28 protein-coding genes and 1 pseudogene are annotated in these 26,126 nt (G+C 71.5%); 19 read left to right on the forward strand and 10 right to left on the reverse strand.

Features of this window, described 5'->3' with window-relative positions:
* Position 1: 1 nt before the first annotated feature.
* From G6N25_RS01700 to G6N25_RS01775, 17 genes and pseudogenes are all read left to right on the forward strand, one after another.
* Positions 2–901, forward strand: coding sequence for a NifU family protein (locus G6N25_RS01700; RefSeq protein ID WP_083072775.1), 900 nt, complete (start codon positions 2–4; stop codon positions 899–901).
* Entirely contained in the window at positions 898–1,542 is a 645-nt protein-coding gene (locus G6N25_RS01705) for a DUF5947 family protein (protein WP_083072776.1), read from the forward strand. Before G6N25_RS01700 ends, G6N25_RS01705 begins: the two co-directional genes overlap by 4 nt.
* Positions 1,539–2,192 carry a DUF6084 family protein gene (locus tag G6N25_RS01710; RefSeq protein ID WP_083072778.1) on the forward strand — a complete coding sequence of 218 codons (654 nt, stop codon included), beginning with the start codon at positions 1,539–1,541 and terminating at the stop codon, positions 2,190–2,192. Before G6N25_RS01705 ends, G6N25_RS01710 begins: the two co-directional genes overlap by 4 nt.
* A pseudogene (locus tag G6N25_RS01715) lies at positions 2,189–3,542 on the forward strand (hypothetical protein); the annotation flags it as partial. The gene G6N25_RS01710 and the pseudogene G6N25_RS01715, both read left to right, overlap by 4 nt.
* The gene (locus tag G6N25_RS24380) at positions 3,533–3,652 is read left to right on the forward strand and encodes a DUF6893 family small protein (RefSeq protein ID WP_372506648.1); all 120 of its coding nucleotides are present in this window, start codon (positions 3,533–3,535) and stop codon (positions 3,650–3,652) included. The pseudogene G6N25_RS01715 and the gene G6N25_RS24380, both read left to right, overlap by 10 nt.
* A 17-nt stretch (positions 3,653–3,669) precedes the next feature.
* Positions 3,670–4,167 carry a hydrogenase maturation protease gene (locus G6N25_RS01720; protein WP_083072782.1) on the forward strand — a complete coding sequence of 166 codons (498 nt, stop codon included), beginning with the start codon at positions 3,670–3,672 and terminating at the stop codon, positions 4,165–4,167.
* A 3-nt stretch (positions 4,168–4,170) separates the two neighbouring features.
* Entirely contained in the window at positions 4,171–4,425 is a 255-nt protein-coding gene (locus G6N25_RS01725; RefSeq protein WP_083072784.1) for a HypC/HybG/HupF family hydrogenase formation chaperone, read from the forward strand.
* Position 4,426: 1 nt separating this feature from the next.
* Entirely contained in the window at positions 4,427–6,802 is a 2,376-nt protein-coding gene (hypF, locus tag G6N25_RS01730) for a carbamoyltransferase HypF (protein WP_083072786.1), read from the forward strand.
* Positions 6,799–7,518 (forward strand): hydrogenase assembly protein HupF, encoded by a 720-nt coding sequence (locus G6N25_RS01735; RefSeq protein ID WP_083072787.1) that lies wholly within the window; start codon positions 6,799–6,801, stop codon positions 7,516–7,518. The genes hypF and G6N25_RS01735 overlap by 4 nt, the downstream gene beginning before the upstream one ends.
* Positions 7,515–8,171 carry a D-sedoheptulose-7-phosphate isomerase gene (locus G6N25_RS01740; RefSeq protein ID WP_083072790.1) on the forward strand — a complete coding sequence of 219 codons (657 nt, stop codon included), beginning with the start codon at positions 7,515–7,517 and terminating at the stop codon, positions 8,169–8,171. The genes G6N25_RS01735 and G6N25_RS01740 overlap by 4 nt, the downstream gene beginning before the upstream one ends.
* Positions 8,168–9,280 carry a hydrogenase expression/formation protein HypE gene (hypE, locus tag G6N25_RS01745; protein WP_083072792.1) on the forward strand — a complete coding sequence of 371 codons (1,113 nt, stop codon included), beginning with the start codon at positions 8,168–8,170 and terminating at the stop codon, positions 9,278–9,280. Before G6N25_RS01740 ends, hypE begins: the two co-directional genes overlap by 4 nt.
* A gap of 21 nt (positions 9,281–9,301) precedes the next feature.
* Positions 9,302–9,574, forward strand: a complete 273-nt coding sequence (locus tag G6N25_RS01750) for a HypC/HybG/HupF family hydrogenase formation chaperone (protein ID WP_083072794.1) — start codon at positions 9,302–9,304, stop codon at positions 9,572–9,574.
* A gap of 15 nt (positions 9,575–9,589) precedes the next feature.
* Complete coding sequence (gene hypD, locus G6N25_RS01755) at positions 9,590–10,717, forward strand: hydrogenase formation protein HypD (RefSeq protein ID WP_083072796.1); 1,128 nt, start codon at positions 9,590–9,592, stop codon at positions 10,715–10,717.
* Positions 10,714–11,448, forward strand: coding sequence for a DUF6390 family protein (locus G6N25_RS01760; RefSeq protein WP_264055534.1), 735 nt, complete (start codon positions 10,714–10,716; stop codon positions 11,446–11,448). Before hypD ends, G6N25_RS01760 begins: the two co-directional genes overlap by 4 nt.
* Before the next feature lie 19 nt (positions 11,449–11,467).
* Positions 11,468–12,595, forward strand: a complete 1,128-nt coding sequence (locus G6N25_RS01765) for an alkaline phosphatase family protein (protein ID WP_083072798.1) — start codon at positions 11,468–11,470, stop codon at positions 12,593–12,595.
* An 83-nt stretch (positions 12,596–12,678) separates the two neighbouring features.
* On the forward strand, positions 12,679–13,125 hold the full coding sequence (locus tag G6N25_RS01770; protein ID WP_083072887.1) for a hypothetical protein: 447 nt from the start codon (positions 12,679–12,681) through the stop codon (positions 13,123–13,125).
* A gap of 145 nt (positions 13,126–13,270) precedes the next feature.
* Complete coding sequence (locus G6N25_RS01775; protein WP_142272499.1) at positions 13,271–14,185, forward strand: PPE family protein; 915 nt, start codon at positions 13,271–13,273, stop codon at positions 14,183–14,185.
* 10 nt (positions 14,186–14,195) lie between these two features.
* Here G6N25_RS01775 and G6N25_RS01780 read toward each other — a convergent pair whose 3' ends face one another.
* The 9 genes from G6N25_RS01780 to G6N25_RS01820 all read right to left on the reverse strand — a co-directional run bounded on the left by G6N25_RS01780 (position 14,196) and on the right by G6N25_RS01820 (position 24,298).
* Complete coding sequence (locus G6N25_RS01780; protein ID WP_083072800.1) at positions 14,196–14,972, reverse strand: 3-oxoacyl-ACP reductase; 777 nt, start codon at positions 14,970–14,972, stop codon at positions 14,196–14,198.
* Complete coding sequence (locus G6N25_RS01785; RefSeq protein ID WP_083072802.1) at positions 14,973–16,331, reverse strand: aldehyde dehydrogenase family protein; 1,359 nt, start codon at positions 16,329–16,331, stop codon at positions 14,973–14,975.
* Positions 16,322–17,056, reverse strand: a complete 735-nt coding sequence (locus tag G6N25_RS01790) for a gamma-glutamyl-gamma-aminobutyrate hydrolase family protein (RefSeq protein WP_083072803.1) — start codon at positions 17,054–17,056, stop codon at positions 16,322–16,324. The genes G6N25_RS01785 and G6N25_RS01790 overlap by 10 nt, the downstream gene beginning before the upstream one ends.
* Entirely contained in the window at positions 17,043–18,434 is a 1,392-nt protein-coding gene (locus G6N25_RS01795) for a glutamine synthetase family protein (protein WP_083072804.1), read from the reverse strand. Before G6N25_RS01795 ends, G6N25_RS01790 begins: the two co-directional genes overlap by 14 nt.
* Positions 18,435–18,456: 22 nt before the next feature.
* Positions 18,457–19,008: an alpha/beta hydrolase gene (locus G6N25_RS01800; RefSeq protein WP_083072806.1), complete on the reverse strand. Its 552-nt coding sequence runs from the start codon at positions 19,006–19,008 to the stop codon at positions 18,457–18,459.
* A 127-nt stretch (positions 19,009–19,135) separates the two neighbouring features.
* The gene (locus G6N25_RS01805; protein ID WP_179961642.1) at positions 19,136–20,641 is read right to left on the reverse strand and encodes a cobyric acid synthase; all 1,506 of its coding nucleotides are present in this window, start codon (positions 20,639–20,641) and stop codon (positions 19,136–19,138) included.
* 154 nt (positions 20,642–20,795) lie between these two features.
* A complete protein-coding gene (gene map / locus G6N25_RS01810; protein WP_083072808.1) occupies positions 20,796–21,653 on the reverse strand; it encodes a type I methionyl aminopeptidase in 858 nt (285 codons plus the stop codon).
* A 198-nt stretch (positions 21,654–21,851) separates the two neighbouring features.
* Positions 21,852–22,313 (reverse strand): hypothetical protein, encoded by a 462-nt coding sequence (locus G6N25_RS01815; RefSeq protein WP_308204512.1) that lies wholly within the window; start codon positions 22,311–22,313, stop codon positions 21,852–21,854.
* 170 nt (positions 22,314–22,483) lie between these two features.
* Positions 22,484–24,298, reverse strand: coding sequence for a penicillin-binding transpeptidase domain-containing protein (locus G6N25_RS01820; protein WP_083072810.1), 1,815 nt, complete (start codon positions 24,296–24,298; stop codon positions 22,484–22,486).
* Positions 24,299–24,598: 300 nt separating this feature from the next.
* Here G6N25_RS01820 and G6N25_RS01825 point away from each other — a divergent pair, with 300 nt between their 5' ends.
* Positions 24,599–24,880, forward strand: coding sequence for a type II toxin-antitoxin system Phd/YefM family antitoxin (locus G6N25_RS01825; protein ID WP_083072812.1), 282 nt, complete (start codon positions 24,599–24,601; stop codon positions 24,878–24,880).
* Between the two features lie 3 nt (positions 24,881–24,883).
* The gene (locus G6N25_RS01830; protein WP_083072814.1) at positions 24,884–25,147 is read left to right on the forward strand and encodes a type II toxin-antitoxin system RelE family toxin; all 264 of its coding nucleotides are present in this window, start codon (positions 24,884–24,886) and stop codon (positions 25,145–25,147) included.
* A gap of 120 nt (positions 25,148–25,267) precedes the next feature.
* On the opposite strand, the gene G6N25_RS01835 is transcribed toward G6N25_RS01830, so the two are convergent.
* The gene (locus G6N25_RS01835) at positions 25,268–26,122 is read right to left on the reverse strand and encodes a GNAT family N-acetyltransferase (RefSeq protein ID WP_083072816.1); all 855 of its coding nucleotides are present in this window, start codon (positions 26,120–26,122) and stop codon (positions 25,268–25,270) included.
* Positions 26,123–26,126: the final 4 nt, after the last annotated feature.

The following is a 26,126-nucleotide window of genomic DNA, read 5'->3' on the forward strand; positions in this document are numbered from 1 at the left end:
CATGGCGGATCGCCCGATCACCGAGAACGACGCGCAGTGGCGCACCGCGGGCGATCGGATCCAGACGCTGCTGGATTCCTGCGCGGCGAGCGGGGCCGCCGCGCAGGAACGCGCCCAGCGGCTGGTCCGCGAGGTCGTCGGGCTCTACGGGGCCGGGCTGGAACGGATCATGGGGCTGGTCGAGGACCCCGGCTCCGATATTCCCCTAGCCGAGCGGCTGGCCACCGACGACCTGGTGGCCAGCCTGCTCCTGGTCCACGGCCTGCACCCGCACGACGTGCGCCGACGGGTGTCCGACGCGCTGGACCGGGTGCGGCCCTACCTGGGCTCCCACGGCGGCGACGTCGACCTGATCGGGGTCACTGACGGACCCGACGGTGCTGGCGTGCTCCTCTCTTTTAAAGGCAGCTGCAAGAGCTGCCCGTCGTCGGCGGTGACGCTGGAGCTGGCCGTGCAGGACGCGATCCGCGCGGCCGCGCCGGAAGTCGCGTCGATCGAGGTCGTCACGGCCGAACCCACGGGCGCGGCGATCCCCGCCGAATCGCTGCTGGCCCGCGTGCATTCGAACGGCCCGGCGTCGTGGCACCCGGTGCCCGAGCTGGCCGAGCTGTCGCCCGGCGAGGTGGCCGGCTTCCTGGTGGGCGGCGCCACGATGCTGGCGTGCCGCGTCGACGGCCAGACGTTCGCCTATCGCGACCACTGTCCGGTGTGTGACGACTCGCTGGCCGGCGCGCGGCTGAGCGGCGAACAATTGCGATGTCCGTGCTGCGCAACGGCTTTCGATGTCGTGCACGCGGGCGCCGCGGCGAACGGGACCCATCTCGAACCCCTTCCGCTGCTGACCCGCGACGGGGTGCCGTCGGTGGCGCTGCGGGGCGAACCGGCGGGGGCCCCGGCATGACCGGCCCGTACGACGTACTGACGCGCATCACCGCCAACCGGCGGGCCCCCGAGCCGGTGGGCGAGCGCTGCGAGATGTGCTCGGAAGCGATTGCCGACGAGCACCAGCACGTGGTGAATGTGGCCGGGCGGCAGCTGATGTGCGTCTGCCGGGCCTGCTATCTGCTGTTCACCGACAGCGACGCCGAGCTGCGCTACCGCGCGGTGCCCGACCGGTACCTGGCGTTTCCGGATTTCGCGCTGGACCGACACGGCTGGGAGGCGCTGCAGATCCCGGTCGGCGTCGCGTTCTTCTTCGTCAACTCCGCGCTCGGGCGCACCGTCGCGTTCTACCCCGGCCCGGCCGGGGCGACCCAATCCGAGCTGGACCTGGACGCGTGGGACGCGATCGGCGGCGCCGACCCGCGGACGGGCCTGCTGGCCGACGACGTGGAGGCGCTGCTGGTGCGGGTCCCCGAGACCGAAGGTGCCGCGCCGCAAAGCTATCTCGTCCCGATCGACGCCTGCTACGAGTTCGTCGGGCGCCTGCGCACGCTGTGGCGGGGCTTCGACGGGGGCCAGCAGGCGCGGGCGTTCATCGACGGCTTCTTCGCGCGGATCGAGGCGCGCGCCGTGAAAACGCCGCCCGGGACGCCACCATGACCCCGGAGCAGCTGGACATCAACTTCGCCGTCCTCGACGTGGCGCCCGAGCCGTACGCCGTCAGCCCGGTGCTGACCGCCCGCGTCGGCGTCGCCACCGGCGGCGACGATCCGGTGCACGCCATCGCCCTGCGCTGCCAGGTCCGCATCGAGCCGCTGCGGCGGGCCTACTCCGACGCCGAAGCGGCCGGGCTGACGGACTTGTTCGGGCCCCGCGAACGCTGGGCGAGCACCCAGCGCACCTTCCTCTGGCAGCACTGCGCCGCGATGGTGCCGGGCTTCGCGCACAACACGACGGTCGCGCTCGCGCTGGACTGCACCTACGACTTCGAGGTCGCCGCGGCCAAATACCTGCACGCGCTGCGCGACGGCGCGCTGCCCCTCCAGTTCCTGTTCAGCGGAACGATTTTCGTCAAGTCCGAACGCGGGTTCTCGGTGCAGCAGGTGCCGTGGGACTGCGAGTATCGCTACGACATGCCGGTCGCGGTGTGGCGGGACCTGATCGCGCAGCACTACCCGAACGCCGGCTGGGTGCGGCTATCCCACGACACCATCGCGGCGCTGGCCGCCTACAAGTCGGCGCGCGGCCTGCTCGACCTCGACCACGCCGTCACCTCGCTGCTGGACGCCGACCGGGAGACGGCCCTATGACATCCAGGACCTCGAGCTGGGACCGGGCCCGCGCCGTCGCCGACGCGGTGCTCTACGAGGGCTATCTGCTCTACCCGTACCGCGGGACGTCGAGCAAGAACCAATCGCGGTGGCAGTTCGGCGTTTTGGGGCCGCCCGGCGCCGCCGACGCGGGCCTGGGCGAGGACGACACGCTGGCGGCGCAGTTCCTGGTCGACGGGGCCGAGGCGATCACCCTGATGGTGCGGTTCCTGCAGTTGCAGCACCGCCTGGCCGAGCGCGAGTTCACCCACGGCGAGTTCGAACCCGTCGGCGAGCTGACCACCCCGGCCGGGTCGTGGCTCACCTGGGACGAGGCGGTCGACTGCGAAAGGTCCTTCGGCCCTATCGCGTTGGACGGCCGGCGGCGGACGATGCCGGTCGTGGCGGACGCGGCGACCGACATCGAATTCCTCGACGGCGGACGCCTGGTGCGCCGACGGCGGGAGGTGCGCGGCGCGCTGACGGTCACCAGCGAGCCCGACGGCGACCTGCGCCGCGTGTCGGTGCGGGTCAGCAACGTCGGCGACGCCGCGGGCGACAAGGCCGATGCGATCGCGCGGTCCATGATCGGGACCCACCTCATCGCCGAAGCCGTTGGCGGGCGGTTTGTTTCGCTGCTCGAACCGCCGCCGCGCGCCGCCGGCGCGGCGTCCCGGTGCGGCCAACACCGCTGCTTCCCGGTGCTGGCCGGCCCGCCCGGCACCGACGACCTCCTGCTGATCTCGCCGATCATCCTCTACGACCGCCCCGAGGTCGCCGAACAGAGCGACACCGCCCTGTACGACTGCACGGAGATCGACGAGATCCTCACCCTGCGCGTGATGACGATGACCGACGAGGAGAAGGGGCAGGCCCGGGCCACCGACCCGCGGGCCGCGCGGATCATCGACCGGTGTGACGCCATGTCGCCCGAGGCCATGGCGCGCCTGCACGGTGTGCTGCGCGATCCGCACGCGATCTCCGGGCTGGTCCCCGAGATCCCCGAGGGCATCGACTGGTGGGATCCGCTGGCCGACAACGCCGTCCGCCCCGAGATCGACGCGGTGCTGGTGAACGGGGTCCGGATCGCGCGCGGCAGCCGGGTCCGGCTGCGGCCGCGGCGCAACGCCGACGCGCAGGACATCTTCGTCGCCGGCAGGACGGCCCGCGTGACGTCGGTGCACGAGGACGTGGACGGCGACAGGCATGTCGGGGTCGTCGTCGACGACGACCCGGCCGCCGACCTGCACGACTGGTACGGCCGCTACCTATACTTCTCCCCCGACGAAATTGAGCCGCTGGAAGCCGAACAGCCCGTCAACCCGTGAAAGGAGTTCGACATGGAAGTCTTGGGTTGGATATTCATCGCCATCATGGCGCTGGTGGTCGGGGTGGCCCTGGTGCTCGGGCTGGTGTCGCTGCCCGACGCCCGCCGCTACCTGAAACTGAGGCGGATGTAGCCAGCCGGAACAGCCCGATGACAGCGCGCATCCTGGTGGCCGGGATCGGCAACATCTTCCTGGGCGACGACGGATTCGGCTCGGAGGTGGTCCGCAACGCCGAGATCGCACAGGACGATTCGGCCGTCCGCGTCACCGACTACGGCATCAGCGGCATGCACCTGGCCTACGACCTACTCGAGGAATGGGACACGCTGGTCCTGGTCGACGCCGTGCCCAGCCGCGGCAACCCCGGCACCTTGCACGTCTTCCAGGCCGACCACGAATCCGGGCCCGGCGCAACCGGTCTCGACGGTCACGGCATGGACCCGGCCGCCGTGTTCGCCAGCCTGCGGGCGCTGGGCGGCCGCCCGCCCTACACGGTCGTCGTCGGGTGCGAGGCCGGCAGCGTCGAGGAGGGCATCGGCCTCACCGAGCCCGTGGCCAAGGCCGTCCCCCGCGCCGCCCGCGCCGTCGAGGAGATCGTCGCGGCGCTGCAAACCCGCGCGGCCGCGACCGCGCGAGAGGACGGCTGAGCCATGTGCCTGGGGATACCCGGCCAGGTGATCGGGATGCTGGACGGTTACGAGGGGCAGCTCGCGCTGGTCGACGTCACCGGCGAGCGGCGCAAGGTGAACGTCGGCATGCTGCCCGAGGAAACGTTCGCGCCCGGTGACTGGATCATCATCCACATGGGCTTCGCGGTGGAGAAGACGGACCGCGCCGGCGCCGAGCAGGCCATGGCCGGCCTCGAGCTGATGGGCAGGGGCCGTACCGACCCGGGGGGCGGTTGAGATGATCGAGTCGCCCCTGATGGTGCGGTCGCGGGACGTTCGGCGGCGCTTCACCGTGACCGGTGTCGTTCAGGGGGTCGGCTTTCGTCCCTTCGTCCACCGCGTCGCCACCGAGCTGGGCCTGGCCGGGTTCGTCGGAAACGATTCGGGCGCGGTCTTTCTCGAGGTGCAGGGCGAGCGTGCGCGCATCGACGAATTCGGCCGCCGGCTGCGCGCCGAGGCCCCGCCGCTGGCCCGGATCGCCGCGGTCACGGTCACCGACCTCGCCGCCGACACCACCGGCGGTCGCGAGTTCCTCATCGTGGCGAGCCGGACGGTCGCCGGTGCGAGCACACCCATTCCGCCCGACATCGCGGTGTGCGACGACTGCGTCGCCGAGCTGTTCGATCCGCGCGACCGCCGGTACCGGCACCCGTTCGTGACGTGCACCAACTGCGGGCCGCGGTTCACCATCATCCGCGCGCTGCCCTACGACCGCCCGGCCACCACCATGTCGGCCTTCGCCATGTGCGAACGATGCGCCGCCGAATACCACGATCCGGCCGATCGCCGGTTCCACGCCCAGCCGATCGCCTGCCCCGATTGCGGGCCCTCGCTGTGGTTCTCGTCGCCGGCCGGCCGGATGACCGGGTCGGACGCCGCGCTGGCGGCCACGCAGCGCGCGCTGGCGGGGGGCCCAGGAGGCCCGGTGGTCGCCATCAAGGGCATCGGCGGCTACCACCTGGCCTGCGCCGTCGACGACGACGCGGCGGTGACCGCGCTGCGGGCGCGAAAGGCGCGGGGCGCCAAGCCCTTCGCCATACTGGTCCGCGACCTCGGCGTCGCGCGCCGCTACGCGCGGGTGGACGCGGCCGAGGCCGCGGTGCTGTCGAGCCCCGCCCGCCCGATCGTGCTGCTAAGGCGGCTGCCCCGGAACAGCGGCGCGCCGGTCGCCGCGGCCGTCGCGCCCGGCAGCCCGCTGCTCGGGCTGATGCTGCCCTACTCCCCCCTCCATCACCTGCTGCTGGCCCCCGTGCCCGGCTCCGCCGGGCCGGTGCCGGAGGCGCTGGTGCTGACGAGCGCCAACCGTTCCGACGAACCCATCTGCTTCACCGACGACGATGCCGCCGAACGGCTTTCGGTGCTCTGTGACGCGGTCCTCGACCACGACCGGCCGATCCACGTCCCGTGCGATGACTCGGTGGTGCGGGTCGTCAGGGACCGGGACGGGGCATCGGAACTGCCGATCCGGCGTTCCCGCGGCTTCGCGCCGCTGCCCGTCGACCTCGGGCTTGCGGGCCCGGCCGTGCTCGCCGTGGGCGGGGAGCTGAAGAACACCTTCTGCCTCACCGACGGCTCGCGCGCCTACCTGTCCGGCCACATCGGCGACATGGGCACGTGGGAGACGCTGCGCGCGTTCGAGCGGGCGGTGGGACAGCTCAGCGAAATACGCGGGGCGCCAACGCGGTTGGCCGCGGACCTGCATCCGGGATATCACACCCGGAGCTGGGCGGAAGGCCACGCGGGCGATCGGCCGCTGGACCTGGTCCAGCACCACCACGCGCACGTCGTCTCGCTGCTCGCCGAGCACGGGCGCGTCGGCGAACCCATTGTCGGGGTCTCCTTCGACGGAACCGGTTACGGCCCCGACCACACCATCTGGGGCGGCGAGATCCTCGCCCTCGGGGCCGACAGCCACCGATTCGCCCGCGCCGGCCACCTGCTGCCGGCGCCGCTGCCCGGCGGTGACGCCGCGGTGCGCAACCCGTGGCGGATGGCGCTGTCCCAGCTGTGGATGGCCGACATCGACTGGACCCCGGACCTGGCGCCGGTCGCCGCCGCGACACCGGACGAATTGCGCTTGGTCCGTTCGCAATTGGAGTCCGGCGCCGGGTGTGTGCCGTGTTCGAGCATGGGCCGGCTGTTCGACGCCGTCGCCTCCCTGCTCGGGGTGCGGCACCGGATCGACTACGAGGGTCAGGCCGCCATCGAGCTCGAGGCGCTCGCGGAGTCGGCCGCCGGGGCGCCCGGGCCGTCGCTGCCGCTGACGGTGCGCGCCGACGGGGTGATCGACCCCGCCACCATGGTGCAGACGATGGTGGCGGCCCTCTACGCCGGAACCCGGCCCGCGCTGCTGGCCGCGGAGTTCCACGAGGCGGTCGCGGACGCCGTCGCCAAGGTGGTCGGCCGGGTGGCCGGCGGGGTCCGGCTGGTGGGCCTCACCGGCGGGGTGTTCCAAAACGTGCTGTTGCTGCGCGCGTGCCGTACGCGGTTGCGGCAAGCCGGGTTTGAGGTGCTGACCCACCACACGGTGCCGCCGAACGACGGCGGGCTGGCGCTGGGCCAGGCCGCGATCTCGACGCTGACCGGGCTGGAAGAGAAGGGGGCCGGCGGATGACCACCGCCATCGATCGCGGGCTGGGCGCCGAGTTGGCCTCGGACCTGGCCGCCACCGCGTTCACGCTGGCCAGGCGGTTCGCCGCCGGGGCGACCATGTGGTCGATCGCGCCGTCGTGGGAACCGCACGCGCTGCACATCGCGGTCGAGTTCGTGCACCCGGTGATCATGGGCAAGCGGGCCCTGCCCGCGGTGGCGCTGACCGGGCCCGACCTGGTGGACCTGGTGCGGGTGTCGGTGCGGCCCGGCGACATCGTGGTCGCGGTCTCCGGCGCCGACGACGCGCGGGTGCGTTCGGTGATGCGGCGCGGCCCGGCCTGGGGGGCCACCACGATCTGGATCGGCAGCGGCGACCGCCCCCCGGCCGGGATGGCGGATCACGTGCTGTGGCTCGACGACCCGGATCCGCGGGTCCCGGCGACGGGCGGCTTCGTGCTGTTCTACCACCTGCTGTGGGAGCTGACCCACGTGTGCTTCGAGCACCCCGGCCTGCTGAAACCCGCACGCGCCGAGGCGGTTTGCGTCACGTGCGGCGACGAGGGGCGCCTGGGCGAGGTGGTGGGCGCGTCGGAGGGCGGGCAGGCCCCGGTGCGCACCGCGCTGGGCGTCGAGAGCGTGGTGACCACGCTCGTCGACCCGGTCGCCGCCGGGGAGCTGATCCTGGTGCACGCCGGCACGGCCATCGGCCGCGTCGACGAGGAGGGCAATCTTTCATGAGCGAACCCACCAACTTCCTGTACCCGTTCATCGACGCCGAGGAGGACGACCCCGAGTCGCTGCTCGCCGACCTGGCCGCGTCGGCGCAGGCGAAGGCGGCCGAGAGCCTGGCGCTGCGGCGCTCCACGCTGGACGCCAACGCCGACCTGCTGGAGCGGGCCGCCGCCGAGATGGCGCGCCGCTTCGCGGCGGGCGGCCGGCTGTTCACGTTCGGAAACGGCGGCAGCTGCACCGATTCCACCACGCTGGCCCGGCTGTTCGCCCGGCCGCCGCTGGGCAGCCCCCTGCCCGCGTGGTCGTTGACCGCCGATCAGGCGATCGTGACCGCGCTGGGCAACGACGTCGGGTTCGAGCTGGTGTTCGCCCGCCAACTGATCGCGCGCGCGAAGGACGGCGACATCGCGATCGCGATGTCGACCAGCGGCAGCTCGCCGAACCTGCTCGCCGCGCTGGCCGAGGCGCGGCGGCGCGGCCTGTACACCGTCGGTTTCGCCGGCTACGACGGCGGCGCCTTCGCCAACGACCCCAACGTGGACGCCTGCTTCGTCGTTCGTTCGCAAAGCGTGCACCGCATTCAGGAATCCCAGGCGCTGCTGGGCTATCGGCTGTGGTCGACGGTGCACGAACGCCTCCGCGACGAGGGGGCCGCATGAACAACTCGGCGCGCGAATACCTGTCGTCGGGCCCGCGGTTCGCCGAGGGCGAGGTGATCGAGCGGATCGAGTCGTTCCGCAGGCGCCGCCCCCGGTTGCTCGACGACCACGTGACGCTGGCGCACGGGGCCGGCGGGAAGGCGTCGGCGGCGCTGGTGGACGCGGTGTTCATGGAGGCGTTCCGCAACCCGGCGCTCGAGTCGCTGGGCGACGGCGCGGTGCTCACGCTGCCCAGCGGCGAGCGCCTGGCGATGTCCACCGATTCATTCGTGGTGCAGCCCAGGCGTTTTCCCGGCGGTTCGCTCGGGGAGCTCGCCGTGCACGGCACCTGCAACGACCTGGCGATGACCGGCGCGGTGCCGTCCTGGATCTCGGCGGCGTTCGTGCTCGAAGAGGGCTTTCCCGTCGCGGAATTGAAGGAGATCGTCGCCGACATGGCGGTCGCGGCCGCGGGCGCGGGCGTGCAGATCGTCACCGGCGACACCAAGGTGGTGCCCAAGGGCGCGGCCGACGGCGTGTTCGTCACCACCACCGGGGCCGGCGTCGTTCCCGCGGGGCGCGCGCTGTCGCCCGCGTCGGTGCGCGCCGGCGACCGGGTGCTGCTGTCGGGGTCGATGGGCGATCACGGCATGGCCGTCATGCTCGCCCGGGGTGACCTGGCCATCGAGGCCGATATTCATTCCGACACCGCCTCCCTGAGCCCACTGGTGGAGCTGTTGATGGCGGCCGCCCCGTCCACCCGCTGGCTGCGGGACCCCACCCGGGGCGGGGTCGGCACCGTGTGCAACGAACTCGCCCAGGCCTGCGGCCTGGGGGTGCTGCTCGAGGAGGAGCGACTGCCGGTGCGGCCCATGGTCAACGGCGCGTGCGAGCTGCTCGGCATCGACCCGCTCTACGTCGCCAACGAGGGCAAGTTCGTCGCCGTCGTCGCGCCGGAGGAGGCCGAGGCCGGGCTGGCCGCGGTGCGGTCCCATCCCCTGGGCGCCGACGCGGCCGAGGTCGGGGAGATCGTGGCCGAACCGGCCGAAAGCGTGGTGCTGCGTACCGGATTCGGCGGGACGCGGATCGTCGACATGCTCGTCGGCGACCCGCTGCCCCGAATCTGCTGAGTTCTGCTGAAGGGAGCTGTTATGTGTCTGGGGATTCCGGGCCGGATCGTCGAGATCACCGACCCCGCGAACTATTTGGCGAAGGTCGACGTCGGCGGCGTGCAGCGCACCATCAGCGTGCGGCTGCTCGAGGACGACATGCCCGCGCCCGACGACTGGGTGCTGGTCCACGTCGGGTTCGCGATGGCCACGATCGACGAGACCGAGGCGCTGCTCACCCTGGCCGCCATCCAGAAGCTCGGCGACGCGTATGCCACCGAGATGGCGGCCTTCGACTCCTCGGCGATCGTCTAACCAGAAAGGCCCGCAATGAAATTCGTTGACGAGTTCCGCGACCCGGCGGCGGCCCGCAAATTGATCACCGCCATCGAGCGCCTGGCCGGGGAACGCGAACACTTCAAGTTCATGGAGGTGTGCGGCGGGCACACGCACACCATTTACCGGCACGGCATCGAACACCTGCTGCCCGGCAACGTCGAACTGGTGCACGGCCCGGGCTGCCCGGTCTGCGTGATCCCCATGGGCCGCATCGACGACGCGATGTGGCTGGCCGGCCAGCCCGACGTGATCTTCACCTGCTTCGGCGACATGATGCGGGTGCCCGGCTCCGATGGCAGCCTGCTGAACGCCAAGGCCCGCGGCGCCGACGTGCGGTTCGTCTACTCCCCGCTGGACGCGCTGAAGATCGCGGTCGACAACCCGGACAAGCACGTGGTGTTCTTCGCCATCGGTTTCGAGACCACCGCGCCGTCGACCGCGGTGACGCTGGTGCGGGCCCGCGACCTGGGCCTGCCCAATTTCAGCGTGTTCTGCAACCACGTCACGATCGTGCCGCCGATCAAGGCCATCCTGGAGTCACCGGACCTGCGGCTGTCGGGTTTCATCGGGCCCGGGCACGTGTCGACCGTGGTGGGCAACCGCCCCTACCGGTTCGTGCCGGAGGTGTATCGAAAGCCGTTGGTGGTGGCCGGTTTCGAGCCGCTGGACATCCTGGCGGCGGTCGCGATGCTGCTGCGCCAGATCCGCGAGGGCCGCTGCGAGGTGGAGAACCAGTACAAGCGGGTGGTGCCCGAGCGCGGCAACCCGGCCGCGCTGGCGCTGATGGGCAAGGTGTTCGCGCTGCGGCCGCACTTCGAATGGCGTGGGCTGGGTTTCATCTCGCAGAGCGCGCTGCGGCTGCACGACGATTTCGCGGACTTCGACGCCGAGCTGCGGTTCGCGATGCCGGGCGTGCGGGTCGCCGACCCGAAGGCCTGCCAGTGCGGCGAGGTGCTCAAGGGCGTGCTCAAGCCTTGGGAATGCAAGGTTTTCGGCACCGCCTGCACGCCCGAGACCCCGATCGGGACGTGCATGGTGTCCCCCGAGGGTGCGTGCGCGGCGTACTACAATTTCGGCCGCATGCACCGCGATGCGGTCAAGCTGGTGGCGCGCACTTGACCGATACCCGCGGCGTCGAGATGTTCGCCCGGTACGCCTGCGCGCCCAACGCGCTGGGCTACTGCGGTCCCCCGCTGGGGGCCACCCTGCGCGGCGGTTCGGTGGACGAGGTGCGCCGCGCGGCGACCGCGTTCTCCGGGGCGTGGCCGTACCTGCGGGTGCTGTCGGCGCTGACCGGCATCGCCGACCCGCTGGATCACCGTCTGGTCAAATCGTATTGGCTCGGCGGCGGCGTCGGCGCCGGCCTGGACCCGCGGGACTTCCTCGACGCGCTGCTGGATATCATCGGCCCGCAGGCGGGCCGCTACTGGTCGCACCTCACGGCGGACCTGGCCCGCGAGGCGGCCGCCAACCACTGCTTCCACGTGTTCGGCGTGTACCCGTGGACGCGGTTTCTGGGCCGGGGCATGGACGAGCACCCGCTCGGCGTGCTGGATAATTGCCGGATCTCGTGGGGCACAGTCGTTTCCCGCGACGGCGAGCGCGTCGAGGTGAGGCGCCGGCGGCTCGTGTACGACGGTCGGGTGCTCGCGCTGGCCGAGCCCTCGGCGCGCGTGCTCGACGTCTGGGCCGACGGATACAGCGCGGTGCCCGACGTCGCCGTCGGCGACGAGGTCGCGGTGCACTGGGGCCGGCTGTGCGGCCGGCTGTCCGCGGAGCAGGTCCGCGCGCTCGCTGACAGCACCGATTGTCAGCTGCGGGCGACGAGTCAACGGCTCGCGCACGCCTGATCGTGCGAGACTGACCGGCGTGCCCGGTTCCATCTGCGACGTGCTGCCCGCCGCGGCCGCACTGCTCGGCGCCCCGGGCGCGGTCGACACGCTGGGCCTGGCAGATTGCGTCGGAGACCGGGTCGATCGCGTCGCGATCGTGCTGGTGGACGGGATGGGCTGGCACCTGCTGCCCGAACTGGCCCGCAGCGCGCCGCTGCTCGCGTCCGTGCTGGCCGGCGGCACCGGGCGCCTCGGCGAACTCGCCTGCACGTTTCCGTCGACCACGCCCACCAGCCTGGTGTCCCTGGGCACCGGGGCCCAGCCCGGCGAGCACGGCATCCTGGGGTTCACCCTCAACGTGCCCGGCACCGACAGGGTGCTCAACCACATCCGGTGGCGCGACGACCCGCCGCACACCGTGTGGCAGCCGCTGCCCACCTGGTTCGAGCGGCTCGCGCAAACCGGCATCAGCGCGCGCGCCGTGCTGCCCGCGTCGTTCCTGGGCAGCGGGCTGACCGAGGCGGCGTATCGCGGCGCCCGCTTTCGCCCGACGCAGCCGGCCGACGACTACGCCCGGCAGGTGACCGACGAGCTGAACGCGGGGCCCGGCCTGGTCTACGGCTACACCGCCGGCCTGGACACCGCGGCCCACGCGTTCGGCATCGGCTCGCCGCAGTGGCACGAGGCGGCGGCCCACGTCGACGCGCTGCTGGCCCGGCTGGTCGAATCGCTGCCCGCGAACTCGGCGATGCTGGTGACGGCCGACCACGGCGGCCTCAACGTGCCGCCGGAGGCCCGCGTCGACATCGACACCGACCCGCGGCTGGCGGCGGGGGTGCGGGTGGTCGCCGGCGAGCCCCGGGTGCGCTACCTGCACACCGAGCCGGGCGCCGCGGCGGACGTGCGGGCCGCCTGGGCCGAGGTGCTCGACGGCTGGGCCCGGGTCTACAGCCGCGAACAGGCCGTGGCCACCGGGATGTTCGGGCCGGTCAATCCGGCGAACCTGGCGCGGATCGGCGACGTCGTCGCCGTCTGCACAGGCGACGCGGCCGTGCTGGCGACCGGCCACGAGCCCCCGGAATCGGCGCGCCTCATAGGTTTCCACGGCGCGGCCACCCCGGCCGAAATGGCGATCCCGCTCATCGTCTTCAACTCCTTCGGCTAGGCGCGGTGGGCCCCGAACACACACCGGACTTTGACCGTTTTCACAGCTCGCTCCGGTTTTTGGACAGGTACAGTCGGTGCACTGTGAGACCTGGGGGCGCCGGCAGAACCCGACGATGGCAGTCGTCCATCGCGATCGTCGCCGCGCTCAGCCTGTTCGTTGCCCTGGTCGCCGGCTCGGCGTTGCGGCCCCAGTTTGCCGCGGCGGCGCTGCCCGAGCCGGCGGCGTGGTCCCAGACCCCGGACGTCGGCGGGCACGCGCACCTTCACGAGCGCCAAACCGTGGCCCAGCTCCCCCACGCCGCCTGGCGGGGCTCCGCACCGGCCCACAAGAAGCCGTTTCACAGCATGTGGATGACGAAGGACCGGCCGCCGACGTGGAGCCGCCTGTCACCACAATCGGTCCGGTCGCCGCTGGCACCGTCGTTCGCCGCGTTGGGGTTTCAGCCGTGCGGCGCCCAACCCCGCGCGCCCGCGGCCGTTCGCGCCGACCGGGACATCTTGACCCAGCTCTGCGTAGCCCGTCGCTGACGGGTCGGCGCCGGGCCGATTGCGCACGCCGCTGATCGCCCGGCGCACGCCGTCATAGCGCGGGTGACCCAAGCTTCTCTGTCCCGAAAGAAGAACCCATGGTTTCGAATACGACCCATGCCGCCGCGGCGAGGCGGAGGCGGCCATGAATTTCGCGATGCTTGCCCCGGAGATCAACTCCGGGCGAATGTATGGGGGTCCCGGATCGGGACCGATGACCGAGGCGGCGATGGCCTGGGACCGGCTGGCGGTCCGGCTGTCCACCGCGGCGGCGGACTACGCGGCGGTGACCGCCAAGCTGGCGGCGGGCCGGAACGGCTCGGCGGCAACGGAAATGATCGACGCCGCGGCGCCCTACCTGAGGTGGCTCGACGCCACCGCCGCGCAAGCCGGGCATGCGGCCGCCCGGGCCGGCGCGGCGGCGAGCGCCCATCGGTCGGCGGTGGCGGCGACGGTGCCCCCACCGGCCATCGACGCCAACCGCGCGCGGCGCAGGTCGCTCGCCGCGGCGAACTGCCTGGGGCACAACGGCCCGGCGATCGCGGACACCGACGCCGACTACGAACGGATGTGGGCCCAGGACGTCGACGCAATGCGCGCCTACGCGCGGGCCGCGGCCGACGCGTCGACGGTGACACCGTTCACGCTGCCGCCCGTGACCGCGGGGCCGGTTCCCCGGAATGCGGCCGCGGGCTGGGTCGTCAGGTCGGCGCCGGAGATGGTATCGGTTGGCCGCCGGGTGATCTCAGCCATCCCCGAAGCGCTGCGCGCGCTTTCCCGGTCGCCGCTGGCGACGTTCGACGCGACCCTTTCGCCGGTGACGCCGGCGCTGTCGAAGCTGAGCTCGCTCAGCGCGCCGTCGGGCCGCGCGATCGGCCACCTGAATGCGCTCAACAAGGCCGCCGCGCTGCGCTGGCTGCTACCGGATCAGGGTGGCGCCCTCGGCCCGCGGATCATCGCGAGGATGGGCCGCGGGACGTCGATCGGGACCCTGTCGGTGCCGCGGGCCTGGTCGACGGCCACGGCGCCAATTCCCGTCTACCGCGGGACCGTCGCGTAGCGGCGGGCGGTCAGAGGGGTGTGACGTAGGCCGAGCTGATGCCGCCGTCCACCAGGAACGTCGACGCGGTGATGAACGACGCGTCGTCACTGGCCAAAAATGCTACGGCAGCGGCGATTTCGTCGGGCTCGGCGAAGCGGCCCAGCGGCACGTGCACCAGCCGTCGCGCGGCCCGCTCGGGGTCCTTGGCGAAAAGCTCTTGCAGCAGTGGGGTGTTGACCGGTCCCGGGCACAGCGCGTTGACCCGGATCCCCCGCCGGGCGTACTGCACCCCCAGCTCCCGGGACATGGCCAGCACCCCGCCCTTGGAGGCGGTGTAGGAGATCTGCGACGTCGCCGATCCCAGCACCGCGACGAACGAGGCCGTGTTGATGATCGAGCCCTTCCCGGCGGGCACCATGTGCCGCAGCGCCGCCCGGCAACACAGGTACACCGATTTGAGGTTGACGTCCTGGACCCGTTGCCACGCCGCCAGTTCCGTGCTTTCGATCAGGTCGTCCTCGGGGGGAGAGATGCCGGCGTTGTTGAACGCGATGTCGATCCAGCCGTAGGTCTGGGTCGCGGCGTCGAACAGCGCGTTCACCGCGTCCTCGTCGGAAACGTCGGTCGGCACGAACAATCCGGACAGCTCCTCGGCCGCCGCGGCGCCGGCGTCGCGGTCGACGTCGCCGACGACGACGGCCGCGCCCTCGGCGTGCATCCGCCGCCCGGCGGCCAGCCCGATGCCGCTGCTGCCGCCGGTGATGACGGCCACCCGGCCCGCCAGCCGTCGGGTGAGATCCACCATCTAACCCTCCTCGCCGATCGCGATGAACACGTTCTTGGTCTCGGTGAAATGCAGTGGCGCGTCGGGGCCGAGCTCGCGGCCCAGGCCCGACTGCTTGAAACCGCCGAACGGCGTGTTGTAGCGGACCGACGAGTGCGAATTCACCGATAGGTTGCCGGATTCGACCGCCCGCGACACCCGCAGCGCGCGGGACAGGTCATCGGTCCAGATCGACCCGGACAGGCCGTAGGCGGTGTCGTTGGCCAGCGTGATGGCGTCGTCCTCGTCGTCGAAGGCCAGCACGGTGACGACGGGGCCGAAGATCTCATCGGTGACGGTGCGGTCGGTGCGGCGCGGCGTGAGAACGGTTGGCGGAAACCAGAACCCGGGCCCGGACGGCGCCGTGCCGCGAAACGCGACGGGCGCGTCGTCGGGCACGTAGGAGGCCACCTTGTCGCGGTGCGCGGCCGACACCAGCGGACCCATCCCGGTGTCGCGGGACGTGGGGTCGCCGACGACGACGCCCTTGACCGCGGGCTCGAGCAGTTCCATGAACCGGTCATAGACGCTGCGCTGCACCAGGATCCGGCTGCGCGCGCAGCAATCCTGCCCGGCGTTGTCGAACACCCCGGCGGGCGCGGTCGCCGCGGCGCGCTCCAGGTCGCAGTCGGCGAAGACGATGTTGGCGCTCTTGCCGCCCAGTTCCAGCGTCACCCGCTTGACGTGTGCGGCCGCCCCGGCCATCACCCTCTTGCCCACGTCGGTGGAGCCGGTGAACACGACCTTGCGGACGTCCGGGTGGGTGACGAGCCGCTCCCCCACCACCGCGCCCTGTCCGGGCAGCACCTGCAGCAGGTCCGCGTCCAGCCCGGCTTCCGCGGCCAGCTCGCCGAGCCGGATCGTGGTCAGCGGCGTCCATTCGGCGGGTTTGACCAGGACCGCGTTGCCCGCGGCCAGGGCGGGCGCGATGCCCCAGGACGCGATCATCATCGGGAAGTTCCACGGCGTGATCACGCCGACCACGCCCAGCGGTTCGTTGAAGGTGACGTCGAGCCCGCCGGCGACGGGAATCTGCCTGCCGGACAGGCGTTCCGGGCTGCCGGCATAGAACGTCAGCACGTCGCGGACGTGGGCGGCCTCCCCTTCGGCCGACGCGATCGGGTGCCCCGAGTTGGCGACCTCCAGGGCGGCCAGCTCGTCGGTGTGGGCGTCGACGGCGGCGGCGAACGCCCGCAGGCCGGCCGCGCGTTGCGCCGGCGACAACGCCGCCCAGCGCCGCTGGGCCGCGCGCGCCCGCGCCACCGCGTCGTCGACCGCGGCGGCATCCAGTAACTCGACCGAGGCCAGCGCGTCCTCGGTCGCGGGATTGATCAGCCGCATCGGCGCCCCGCGTACGTCCGCGCGGCGTCCACCACCGCGGTGAACAGCCGTAGGTCGTCGAGCGACTTCTCCGGGTGCCACTGCACGGCGAGCACGAAGCTTTCGCCGGGCAGCTCCACCGCCTCGACCACGCCGTCGGCGTCCACCGCGCTGACCACCAGGCCCTCGCCGACCTCGTCGATCGCCTGATGGTGGTAGCACGGAGCCTCGGCGCCCTCGCCGATCAACCCGGCGAGCCGGGTGCCCGGCACGGTGCGCACCGGCAGCCTGGCGAACACGCCGTTGCCCGCGCGATGGCCGCCGTGGCCGAGGACGTCGGGCAGGTGCTGGTGCAGCGTGCCACCGAGCGCGACGTTGAGCACCTGCGCGCCGCGGCAGACGCCCAGCACCGGAAGCCCACGGTCCAGCGCGCCGCGCAGCAGCGCGAATTCCCAGGCGTCGCGGTCGGTGCGCGGGCGGTCGGTCTCCGGGTGCGGCCGCTGGCCGTAGGCCGCGGGGTCGAGGTCGTAGCCCCCGGTGATGACCAGGGCGTCGAGCCTGTCGAGCACCGCGCCGACGGCGTCGACCGGCTGCGGCGGCAGCAGCACCGCGACGCCGCCGGCCATGGTGACGCCCTGGAAGTAGTCGGCCGGCAGATAGCCGGCGGCGACGTCCCAGATCCCGGTCCGCACCCGCTCCAGATACGCCGTCAGGCCCACGACCGGTCTCGATTCAGAGGCGTTCAAAACCGCGCGTCCTCTCCCAGTCGGTGACGGCCGCGTTGAACGCCGCCAGCTCCACGCGGGCGTTGTTCAGGTAATGGGCGACGACGTCGTCGCCGAACGCCTCCCGCGCCAGCGCCGACGCGCCGAACAGCGCGGCCGCCTCGGCCAGCGTGGCGGGCAGCCGCTCGACGCCGGTCGCCTCATACGCGTTCCCCGCGTGGGGCTTTGGCGGCTCGAGGCCCCGTTCGATGCCGTGCAGCCCGCCCGCGATCAGCGCCGCGACCGCGAGGTAGGGGTTGACGTCGCCGCCGGGGACCCGGCATTCGACCCGCAGGTTGCGGCCGTGGCCGACGACCCGCAGCGCGCAGGTGCGGTTGTCCAGGCCCCACGCCACCGCCGTGGGCGCGAAGCTGCCGTCGGCGAATCGCTTGTAGGAGTTGATGTTCGGCGCATAGAACAGCGTGAACTCGCGCAGCGTGGCCAGCAGGCCCGCGACGAAACCGCGACACGTCGGCGACATGCCGTGCGGGCCGTCGGCGTCGGCGAACACCGCGCCGCCGTCGTCGCGCAGCGAAAGGTGAATGTGGCAGCTATTGCCTTCGCGCTCATCGTATTTCGCCATGAACGTCAGGCTCTTGCCGTGCCGGTCGGCGATCTCCTTGGCGCCGTTCTTGTAGATCGCGTGGTTATCGCAGGTGACCAGCGCCTCGTCGTAGCGGAACCCGATCTCCTGCTGGCCCCTGTTGCATTCGCCCTTCACGGCCTCGAACCGCAGGCCCGCGCCGATCATGCCCTGCTGGATGTCGCGCAGCAGCGGTTCCATCCGCGACGACGCCAGGATCGCGTAGTCGATGTTGTAGTCGCTGGCCGGCGTCAGCCCGCGATACCCGCCGGCCCAGGCCTGCCGATACGACTCGTCGAACACGATGAACTCCAGCTCGGTCGCGACGTCGGCGACCAGCCCGCGCCCGCGCAACCGGTCGAGCTGGCGGCGCAGGACGGCCCGGGGCGCGACGGTGACCTCGCCGCCGTCGGCCCGGCCCAGGTCGGCGATCACCAGGGCGGTGTGGGGCAGCCACGGGATGAGCCGCAGGGTGGACAGGTCCGGCCGCATCACCATGTCGCCGTAGCCGGTGTCCCAGCTCGACATCGCGTAGCCGGCGACGGTGTTCATCTCCACGTCGACGGCGAGCAGATAGGCGCAGCACTCGGCGCCGTGCGCGGCCACGTCCTCGACGAACAGCCCGGCCGCCACCCGCTTGCCGACGAGCCTGCCCTGCATGTCGGCGAACGCCACGATGACGGTGTCCACCGCGCCGCGTTGCGCCAGTTGTTCCAGCGCGGCCAGCGACAGCATCGGAGAATCCGGACCGGTCGCAGCGCTCTGTTCGCCCACCATGGCCGCTAGTCAACCAGGCGCGCTACCAGGTGCTGGTGCGCAACACGATCTCGGCGGCCAACTGCGCGGTCGACTCCTGCACGGTGCGCCGGCCCAGGTCCACCACGCGGTACTCGGCGTAGACGAACCGCTGGCTGGCGCTGGCCACCGCCCGGGCGGCCGCCGAGCTGACCAGCACGGTGGTGCCGATCTCCACCGGGGGGCAATGCTCGTCGCGGACCGCCCCGTTGAGGTCGGCCACCCGCGGATGTCCACGGTCGATCACCACCAGCCCGACAAACCGGCCCAGCCTGGTCGCCGCCAGTTCCCAGGCGAGCTCGCCGCCGGCGCGGTCGCCGACCACCACGGCCCAGCTGACCCCCAGCGCATCGAGGATGCCGACCACCGACTTGGGGGTCAGCCGCTGGTCGAGGCCGACGACGACGGTCCGAAACGACGCGGTATGCAGGCGCTCGCACACCGCGTCGTACGCGATGGGCGCGCGCCGCTCGTCGCCGATGATGACGACGACGGCGCCCTTCTCCGGCCCCGCCACGGCCACCGGGACGGGAAACCCGTCGAGCGTGGTCATCATCGAAGACACCCACGCACGCTACAGCGAACCGCCAGCGTGTGCGAGGTTTCCTCCACAACTCCACCCCCACCGACGCACCGGTCTCATCGCGTACCAGACGATTATGCCGCCGGTCGCGACACATCCCCTAGGGCTGCAGACCGATTGCGACGCGCGGGCGCCGCGGCGGGGGGCCGTCGAGCAGGCCGAGGACGGCGTCGAGGTCGAGGTGGGCCGCCAGCAGGTCCGCGATCCTGTCCAGTTGGGCGTCGCGTCGCGCGGCCACGTTGACGTCGTCGGCGACGACGAACCCGCGCCGGCCGGCCGCCCCGGCGACGCGGGTGAGCCAGGCGCGACGGAAGTCGTCGTTGTCGAGCAGGCCGTGCCAGTGCGTGCCGAACACCGCGCCGCGCGCGATGCCCTGCGTTTGGTGGTCGGCGTCGAACCAGGCCTCCTCGGCGCACCGGGAGAGCCGCCCGTGGTGGATTTCGTATCCGGTCAGCGGTTGCCGCCAGCGGCGCAGCGTCTTGGGTTCGGTGAAGGCGATGTCCGCGTCGAGCAGCCCGAGCCCGGCGACCTCCCCGGTCTTGGATTCCACCGGGTCGTCGATGCGCCGGCACAGCATCTGGAACCCGCCGCAGATGCCCAGCACCGGCTTGCCGGCAGCGGCGTGCTCGGCGATCGCGTCGGCCAGTCCCCGGTCGCACAGCCAGCGCAGGTCGGCGACGGTGGCCTTGCTGCCGGGGAGCACGATCAGGTCGGCGTCAGCCAGCTCGGCGGGGTCGGTGACCCAGCGCACCAGCACGCCGGGCTCGCACGCCAGGGCCTCGACGTCGGTGGAGTTGGAGATCCGGGGCGGCCGGACGGCCGCGACCTTGAGCCACTCGGTGCCGCGCGGTGGTGCCGGGGTGCCGACGACGCGGTGCGCGACCACCTGGAGCGAGTCCTCGGCGTCCAGCCAGAGCTCGTCGGCGTAGGGCAGCACCCCGTAGGTGGGGCGGCCGGTCATTTCGCGTAGCTGTCGCAGCCCGGGTTCCAGCAGCGCGGGGTCGCCGCGGAATTTGTTGACGACGAAGCCGGCGATGAGCGCCTGGTCGTCGGGCTCGAGCACCGCGACCGTGCCGAACAGGTGGGCGAGCAGGCCGCCGCGGTCGATGTCGCCGACCAGGATCACCGGCAGGTCCGCGGCCCGGGCCAGCCCCATGTTGGCCAGATCGGTGGCGCGCAGGTTGATCTCGGCCGGCGAACCGGCTCCCTCGCAGATCACCGCGTCGAATTCCTCGCGCAGGCAAGCTAATTCGTCTCCGACGATGCGGGCGAGCCGGTCGCGATGCGCTATGTAGTTTGTCGCCGTCACCGATTCGGCGACCCGGCCCTTGATCACCAGCTGCGAGGTCCGGTCGCTGCCCGGTTTGAGCAGGATCGGGTTGAATCGCACGCTGGGCTCCAGCCCCGCCGCGCGCGCCTGGATCGCCTGGGCGCGGCCGATCTCGCCGCCCTCGATGGTGACCACCGAGTTGTTCGACATGTTCTGCGCCTTGAACGGCGCGACCTTGACGCCGCGGCGCGCCAACAACCGGCACAGCCCCGCGACCACCACGGACTTCCCCGCGTCGGAGCTGGTGCCCGCGACCAGCAGGGCCCCGCTCACCATCCAGCGGTGTTCGCGGGGCCCAGCCTCGCGGGGCCGGGCCTCGCGGCGAGCTGCCTCGCGGGGCCGAGCCTCGCGGCGAGCAGACGCAGAATCGCATGATTGCGGCCCGCGCAGTGCGATTCTGTGTCTGCTCGCGCTAGGGGCACGTGTCGCGCTAGAGGCATGTCAGGATCTCGACGCCGGTGTCGGTGACCAGCAGGGTGTGCTCGAACTGCGCGGTCCACTTGCGGTCCCGGGTGACCACCGTCCAGCCGTCGTCCCAGATTTCGTAGTCCAGCGCGCCGAGGTTGATCATCGGCTCGATGGTGAACGTCATTCCCGGCTGGATGATCGTCGACACCGAAGGCTGGTCGTAGTGCAGCACGACCAGACCGTTGTGAAACGTGGTGCCGATGCCGTGACCGGTGAAGTCGCGAACCACGTTGTACCCGAACCGGTTTGCATACGACTCGATCACGCGGCCGACGACCGACAGCGCGCGCCCGGGCTTGACGGCGTTGATCGCGCGCATCGTCGCCTCGCGGGTGCGCTCCACGAGCAGCCGGTGCTCCTCGGCGACGTCGCCGGCCAGGAAGGTCGCGTTGGTGTCGCCGTGCACCCCGTCGATGTAGGCGGTGACATCGATGTTGACGATGTCGCCGTCTTCGATCACCGTCGAGTCGGGGATGCCGTGGCAGATGACCTCGTTGAGCGATGTGCAGCACGACTTCGGGAAACCCTTGTAGCCCAGGGTCGACGGATAGGCCCCGTGGTCGATCATGTACTCGTGGGCGATCCGGTCCAGCTCGTCGGTCGTCACCCCGGGCGCGACGGCCTTGCCCGCCTCCGCCAGCGCGCCGGCCGCGATCCGGCCGGCGACGCGCATCTTCTCGATGACCTCCGGCGTCTGCACCCACGGCTCGCTGCCCTCCCGGGCGGTCGACTTGCCGACGTATTCCGGGCGCGGGATGCGGGCGGGCACCGGCAGGGTCGGGGAGATCACTCCGGGGGAAAGCGCGGTGCGGGCAGGCATGCCGCTAGCTTAATCGCGCTTCCTTCGCGGCGACGGTCGTCGGGTTGGGCGTCGAGCGTGAACGTGGGGCGGCGATTCGTCAGTTTTCCCGCCCTCAGAGCACGCTCGACGCCGTCAGCCCACACTCGAGGAGCGGCGCCAAAGGGGCCGGCCAGCCCTGCCGGTGGGTCGTGCACACAGGCACCGCAAATTAGGGCGTTAGGTGCCGGTCTGATGTTCGGGAGCGCTGGGATCGGTTTCGAGAAGCGCTGGGGTGTTGTCCATTGTTGTGGGTGTGTTGGTGAGGACGCGGGCGGCTGTCCACAGCGGAGGAACGCAGCGCCAACGAGCCAGCAGTGACCACGCGGTCCTGATCCGCGACGTGTACGCGGCGGGTTGGGTGGCCAGCAGCCGCGGCGGTGGCGCCGAGCGGCTCAGTTGCGGCCAGGTCGCGCCGACGGTGGTGCGCAGCCAGGCGAGGCTGGTCAGCTTGGATGCCGCGCCGGCGTCCCAGCGCACGACCAGGCCGTCGGTGGCCAGGTGTCCCCAGCGCGCGGCCGGCAAGATGTGGCGGCGCCGGGCCGTCGGCAAGACGACGGCGTGGGTGTCGGGCAGCTCGCCGGTGGTCAGCCTCGGTTCTTCCTGTTTACGTCCAGCCCGTCGGCCTGTAGAAACTGACAAAGGACATGGTCCAGAGCCTAGTAGTCGCAGGTCCGAGGGCCCAGCAACCTCCTCACCATCGCCTGGGCCGCCAGCCCTCGAGGGGCAGCATGTCCACCATCCGTTATCCGTTCGCCGGTGCGGAGAACGAACTCGCCTCGCTCGCCAGCAGAGCGGCCCCGGCAATGCCCCTAGGCCAGGTAGTCCCGCGGCAGCGATTCGAACATCACCTTCGTCATCCGAACCGCGTATTCCGAGCTGCCACCCCCGACGATCAGCGCCGCGAACGCCAGGTCGCCGCGGTATCCGGCGAACCAGGAATGCGAGCCGCCCGGGAACTCGGCCTCACCGGTCTTCCCGTACACCTCGCCGCAGCAGCCGGCGATCTCCTTGGCGGTCCCGTTGGTCACCACCAGCCGCATCATGGGCCGCAGCGCGTCGACCATCTTCGGTGAGATCGGCGTGTCGTCGCCCTCGACCGTCGTCGGCCGCCCGGCGATCAGCTGCGGCACCGGGGTTTTGCCGGCGGCAACGGTGGCCGCGACCAGGGCCATGCCGAACGGGCTGGCCAGCACCTTGCCCTGCCCGAAGCCGTCTTCGGTGCGCTCGGCCAGGTCCACCGTCGGTGGCACCGACCCGGTGACCGTGGTGATGCCGTCCACCGTGTAGTCCAGCCCGATCCCGTAGCGGGTGGCCGCCTGCGTCAGGCCGCGGGGCGGCATCCTGCTGCCCAACTCGGCGAACGTGGTGTTGCAGGAGCTGGCGAACGCGCGGGACATCGACACCACGCCGAGATCGAACCCACCGTAATTGGGGATGCTGCGGTGTCCGATGTCTATGTGGCCCGGGCAGCCCAGCATGGTGTTGGGCGTGGCCATGTCGCGTTCGATGGCCGCGCCGGCCGTGATCATTTTGAAGGTCGACCCGGGTGGAAACAGGCCGTTGGTGGCGGGCAGGCCGTCGGCGTCGGCGCCGCCGTTCTGCGCGATCGCGAGGATCTCCCCCGTCGACGGCTTGATCACGACGATCATCGCCTTGCCGCCGCGGGTGTCCACCGCGTGCTGCGCGGCGTTCTGCACGGCCCGGTCCAGGGTGATCGACACCGACGGCGCCGGCGAGCCTTCGACCTCGTGCAGTACGGCGACATCGACGCCGTTCTGGTTGACGCTGACCACCCGCCAGCCCGCCTGGCCGTCGAGTTGGTCCATGACGGCCTTCTTGACGGCGCTGATGACGGCCGGCGCGAAATGCGGGTCGGTCGGCAGCATCTCGGCCTGCGGTGTGATCACGATGCCGGGCAGTCTGCCGATCGCCGGGAAGACCTTGTCGTTGTCGTCGGGATGCAGCGTCACCAGATCCAGCGGCCGGGTCGCCGAGGTGGCCTCTTCGGCGAGCAGCTGCGGGTCGGCGAGCGTGTCGTTGAAGGGGCGGAGCACGTCGACCACCGCGTGGGCCGTTCCGATCAGCGCCGGCCCGGCCTGAGTGGCGTCCAGCGTGTAGTGATACACGTAGCCGGGAGCGAGCACGTCGCTGCCGCCGAGCTCGTTCACCGAGGCGCGCCGCGGTCGGTCGGCGCGCAACGCGAACGTCTGGTGCTCGCCCAGCCTGGGATGCAGCCCCGTGGTGGCCCACCGCACCTCCCAGCGCCCCTCGTCGCGGGCCATCTTCAGCTGGCCGTCATAGCTCCACGTCCGGTTCTTGGGCAGATGCCAGGTGAAGCGATAGTTGACCGTGCCGGTGTCCTCGGCGTACTTGGCGCTGAGGATCTGCGCGTCCAGGTGGGTGGCCTGCAGCCCGGACCACGCCGCGTTGAGCGCCTCGCGGGCCTCGTTGGGGTTGTCGCTGAGCTGGGCGGCCGTCGCGGTGTCGCCGATGGCCAGGGCGCCGAAGAACTTCGCGGCGGCGGGCCCCGGGCCGTCGGGCCGCGGGGTGCATCCGGACAGGGCGATCACCGCGACGAGCAGCAGACCTGAGGCCGCTGAGGCCACTGTTGTTTTTGTTGCCATCGTTGCTGATGTTAAGAACTGTGGCGTCGACACCGGCGCAGACACACCGAGACCGAACCGTTATCGCGCGGGCCACCTTGCCGAGCGTCACGCCAGCGTGACGCTTTCCGCCGAACGTCACGCCAGCGTGGCACAGCGGGGGTGGGCGCTCGGCGGCGTGGCTGCTCCACCGAACGTCACGCCAGCGTGACGCTTTCCGCCGAACGTCACGCCAGCGTGACGCTCGGCGAGTGGCAGCCAAGGCGACAGGCCTTAATTTCGGTCGTGCGAAAGCCTATATAACGGCCTATCATCGTGAATATGCGGACACTGCCGATCTCGAAGGTCAAGGACAAGCTCAATGAGTTCGTCGACGCTGTCGCGTTGACGCAGGACCAGATCACCATCACCAAGAACGGTGCGCCGGCGGCCGTCCTGATCGGCGCCGATGAGTGGGAATCGTTGCAGGAGACGCTGTATTGGCTTGCACAACCGGGAATCAAGGAGTCGCTCGCCGAAGCCGACGCCGACATCGCGGCCGGCCGCGGCTACGGCGAAGACGAGATCCGCGCCGAATTCGGCCTCCCGCGGCGCCCCAGCTAAGCGGTGCCTCACGCCGTCCGATTCACTGCAACAGCGCGCCGAGACCTGCATAAGCTGCCACCGCGAGTCCGCTCCGCGGTGGTCGAATTCGCGTTCGGCGATCTGTCGCGTGAACCTCGTCGGGTGGGCAAGCCGCTTCGGCGCGAGTTGACCGGCGCGTTCAGCGCACGTCGCGGGCCGTACCGCATCCTGTACCGCATCGACGACGAACGCACGACCGTATGGATCCTTCGCGTTGATCACCGCGCCGATGTCTACCGCCGATGAGGGTGCTCGGCGGGGTGGCTGCTCCACCGAACGTCACGCCAGCGTGGCGCTTTCCGCCCAACGTCACGCTAGCGTGACACTCGGCGGGATGAGGCGTGGCGAGGCGTAGCGAGCGGCGGCTCAGTCCAGCAGCACCGTCGCGAAGGTGCCGACTTCGGCGAACCCCACCCGGGCGTACGCGGCGCGGGCGACGGTGTTGAAGTTGTTCACATACAGGCTGGCGATGCGTCCGCTGCCGACGATCACGGCGGCGACCGTCGCGGTGCCGCCGGTGCCCAGGCCCAGGCCGCGCCACTCCGGGTGCACCCACACCCCCTGGATCTGGCCGACCCTCGGGGACTGGGACCCCACTTCGGCCTTGAAGACGACCTGGCCGTGCTCGAAGCGGGCCCACGCCCGCCCGGCCGCGATGAGGTTGCCCACCCGTCGGCGGTAACCGCGCCCGCCGTCGCCGAGCCGCGGGTCGACACCCACCTCGCCGATGAACATGTCCACGGCGGCCACCAGGTAGGCGTCCAGCTCGTCGGGCCGCACCTGCCGCACCCCGGGATCGATGTCGCAGTTCGGGTGCTTGGTGAGCGCCATCAGCGGCTGGTCGTCGCGCACGTCGCGCGCCGGGCCCCAGGCCGATTCGAGCCGCTCCCACATAGGCATCACCAGGTCGGCCCTGCCGACCAGCGACGAACAGCGCCGCGTCCCGCTCATCGCCTCCTCGGCGAAGGCGCTCAGGTCGGCCGGCGCGCCGCGCAGCGGAATGAGGTTGGCGCCGGCGAAGCACAGCGACTCGTCCGGGCCGCGGCGGGTCCACAATTCCCCGCCGATCGAGTTGGGGTCGATGCCGTGGTCCGCGACGCGCGCCGCGACCATGCACGAGCCGATCGGGTCGTCGTCGAGCACCCGCCAGACGGCCGCGGCGTCACGCACCACGGACACCCGTCGCTCGCCGACAAGGCGAAAGATGGGCGGAGCCGACATCGGG

Origin of the sequence: Mycobacterium heidelbergense (assembly GCF_010730745.1) — a bacterium.
GTDB lineage: Bacteria > Actinomycetota > Actinomycetes > Mycobacteriales > Mycobacteriaceae > Mycobacterium > Mycobacterium heidelbergense.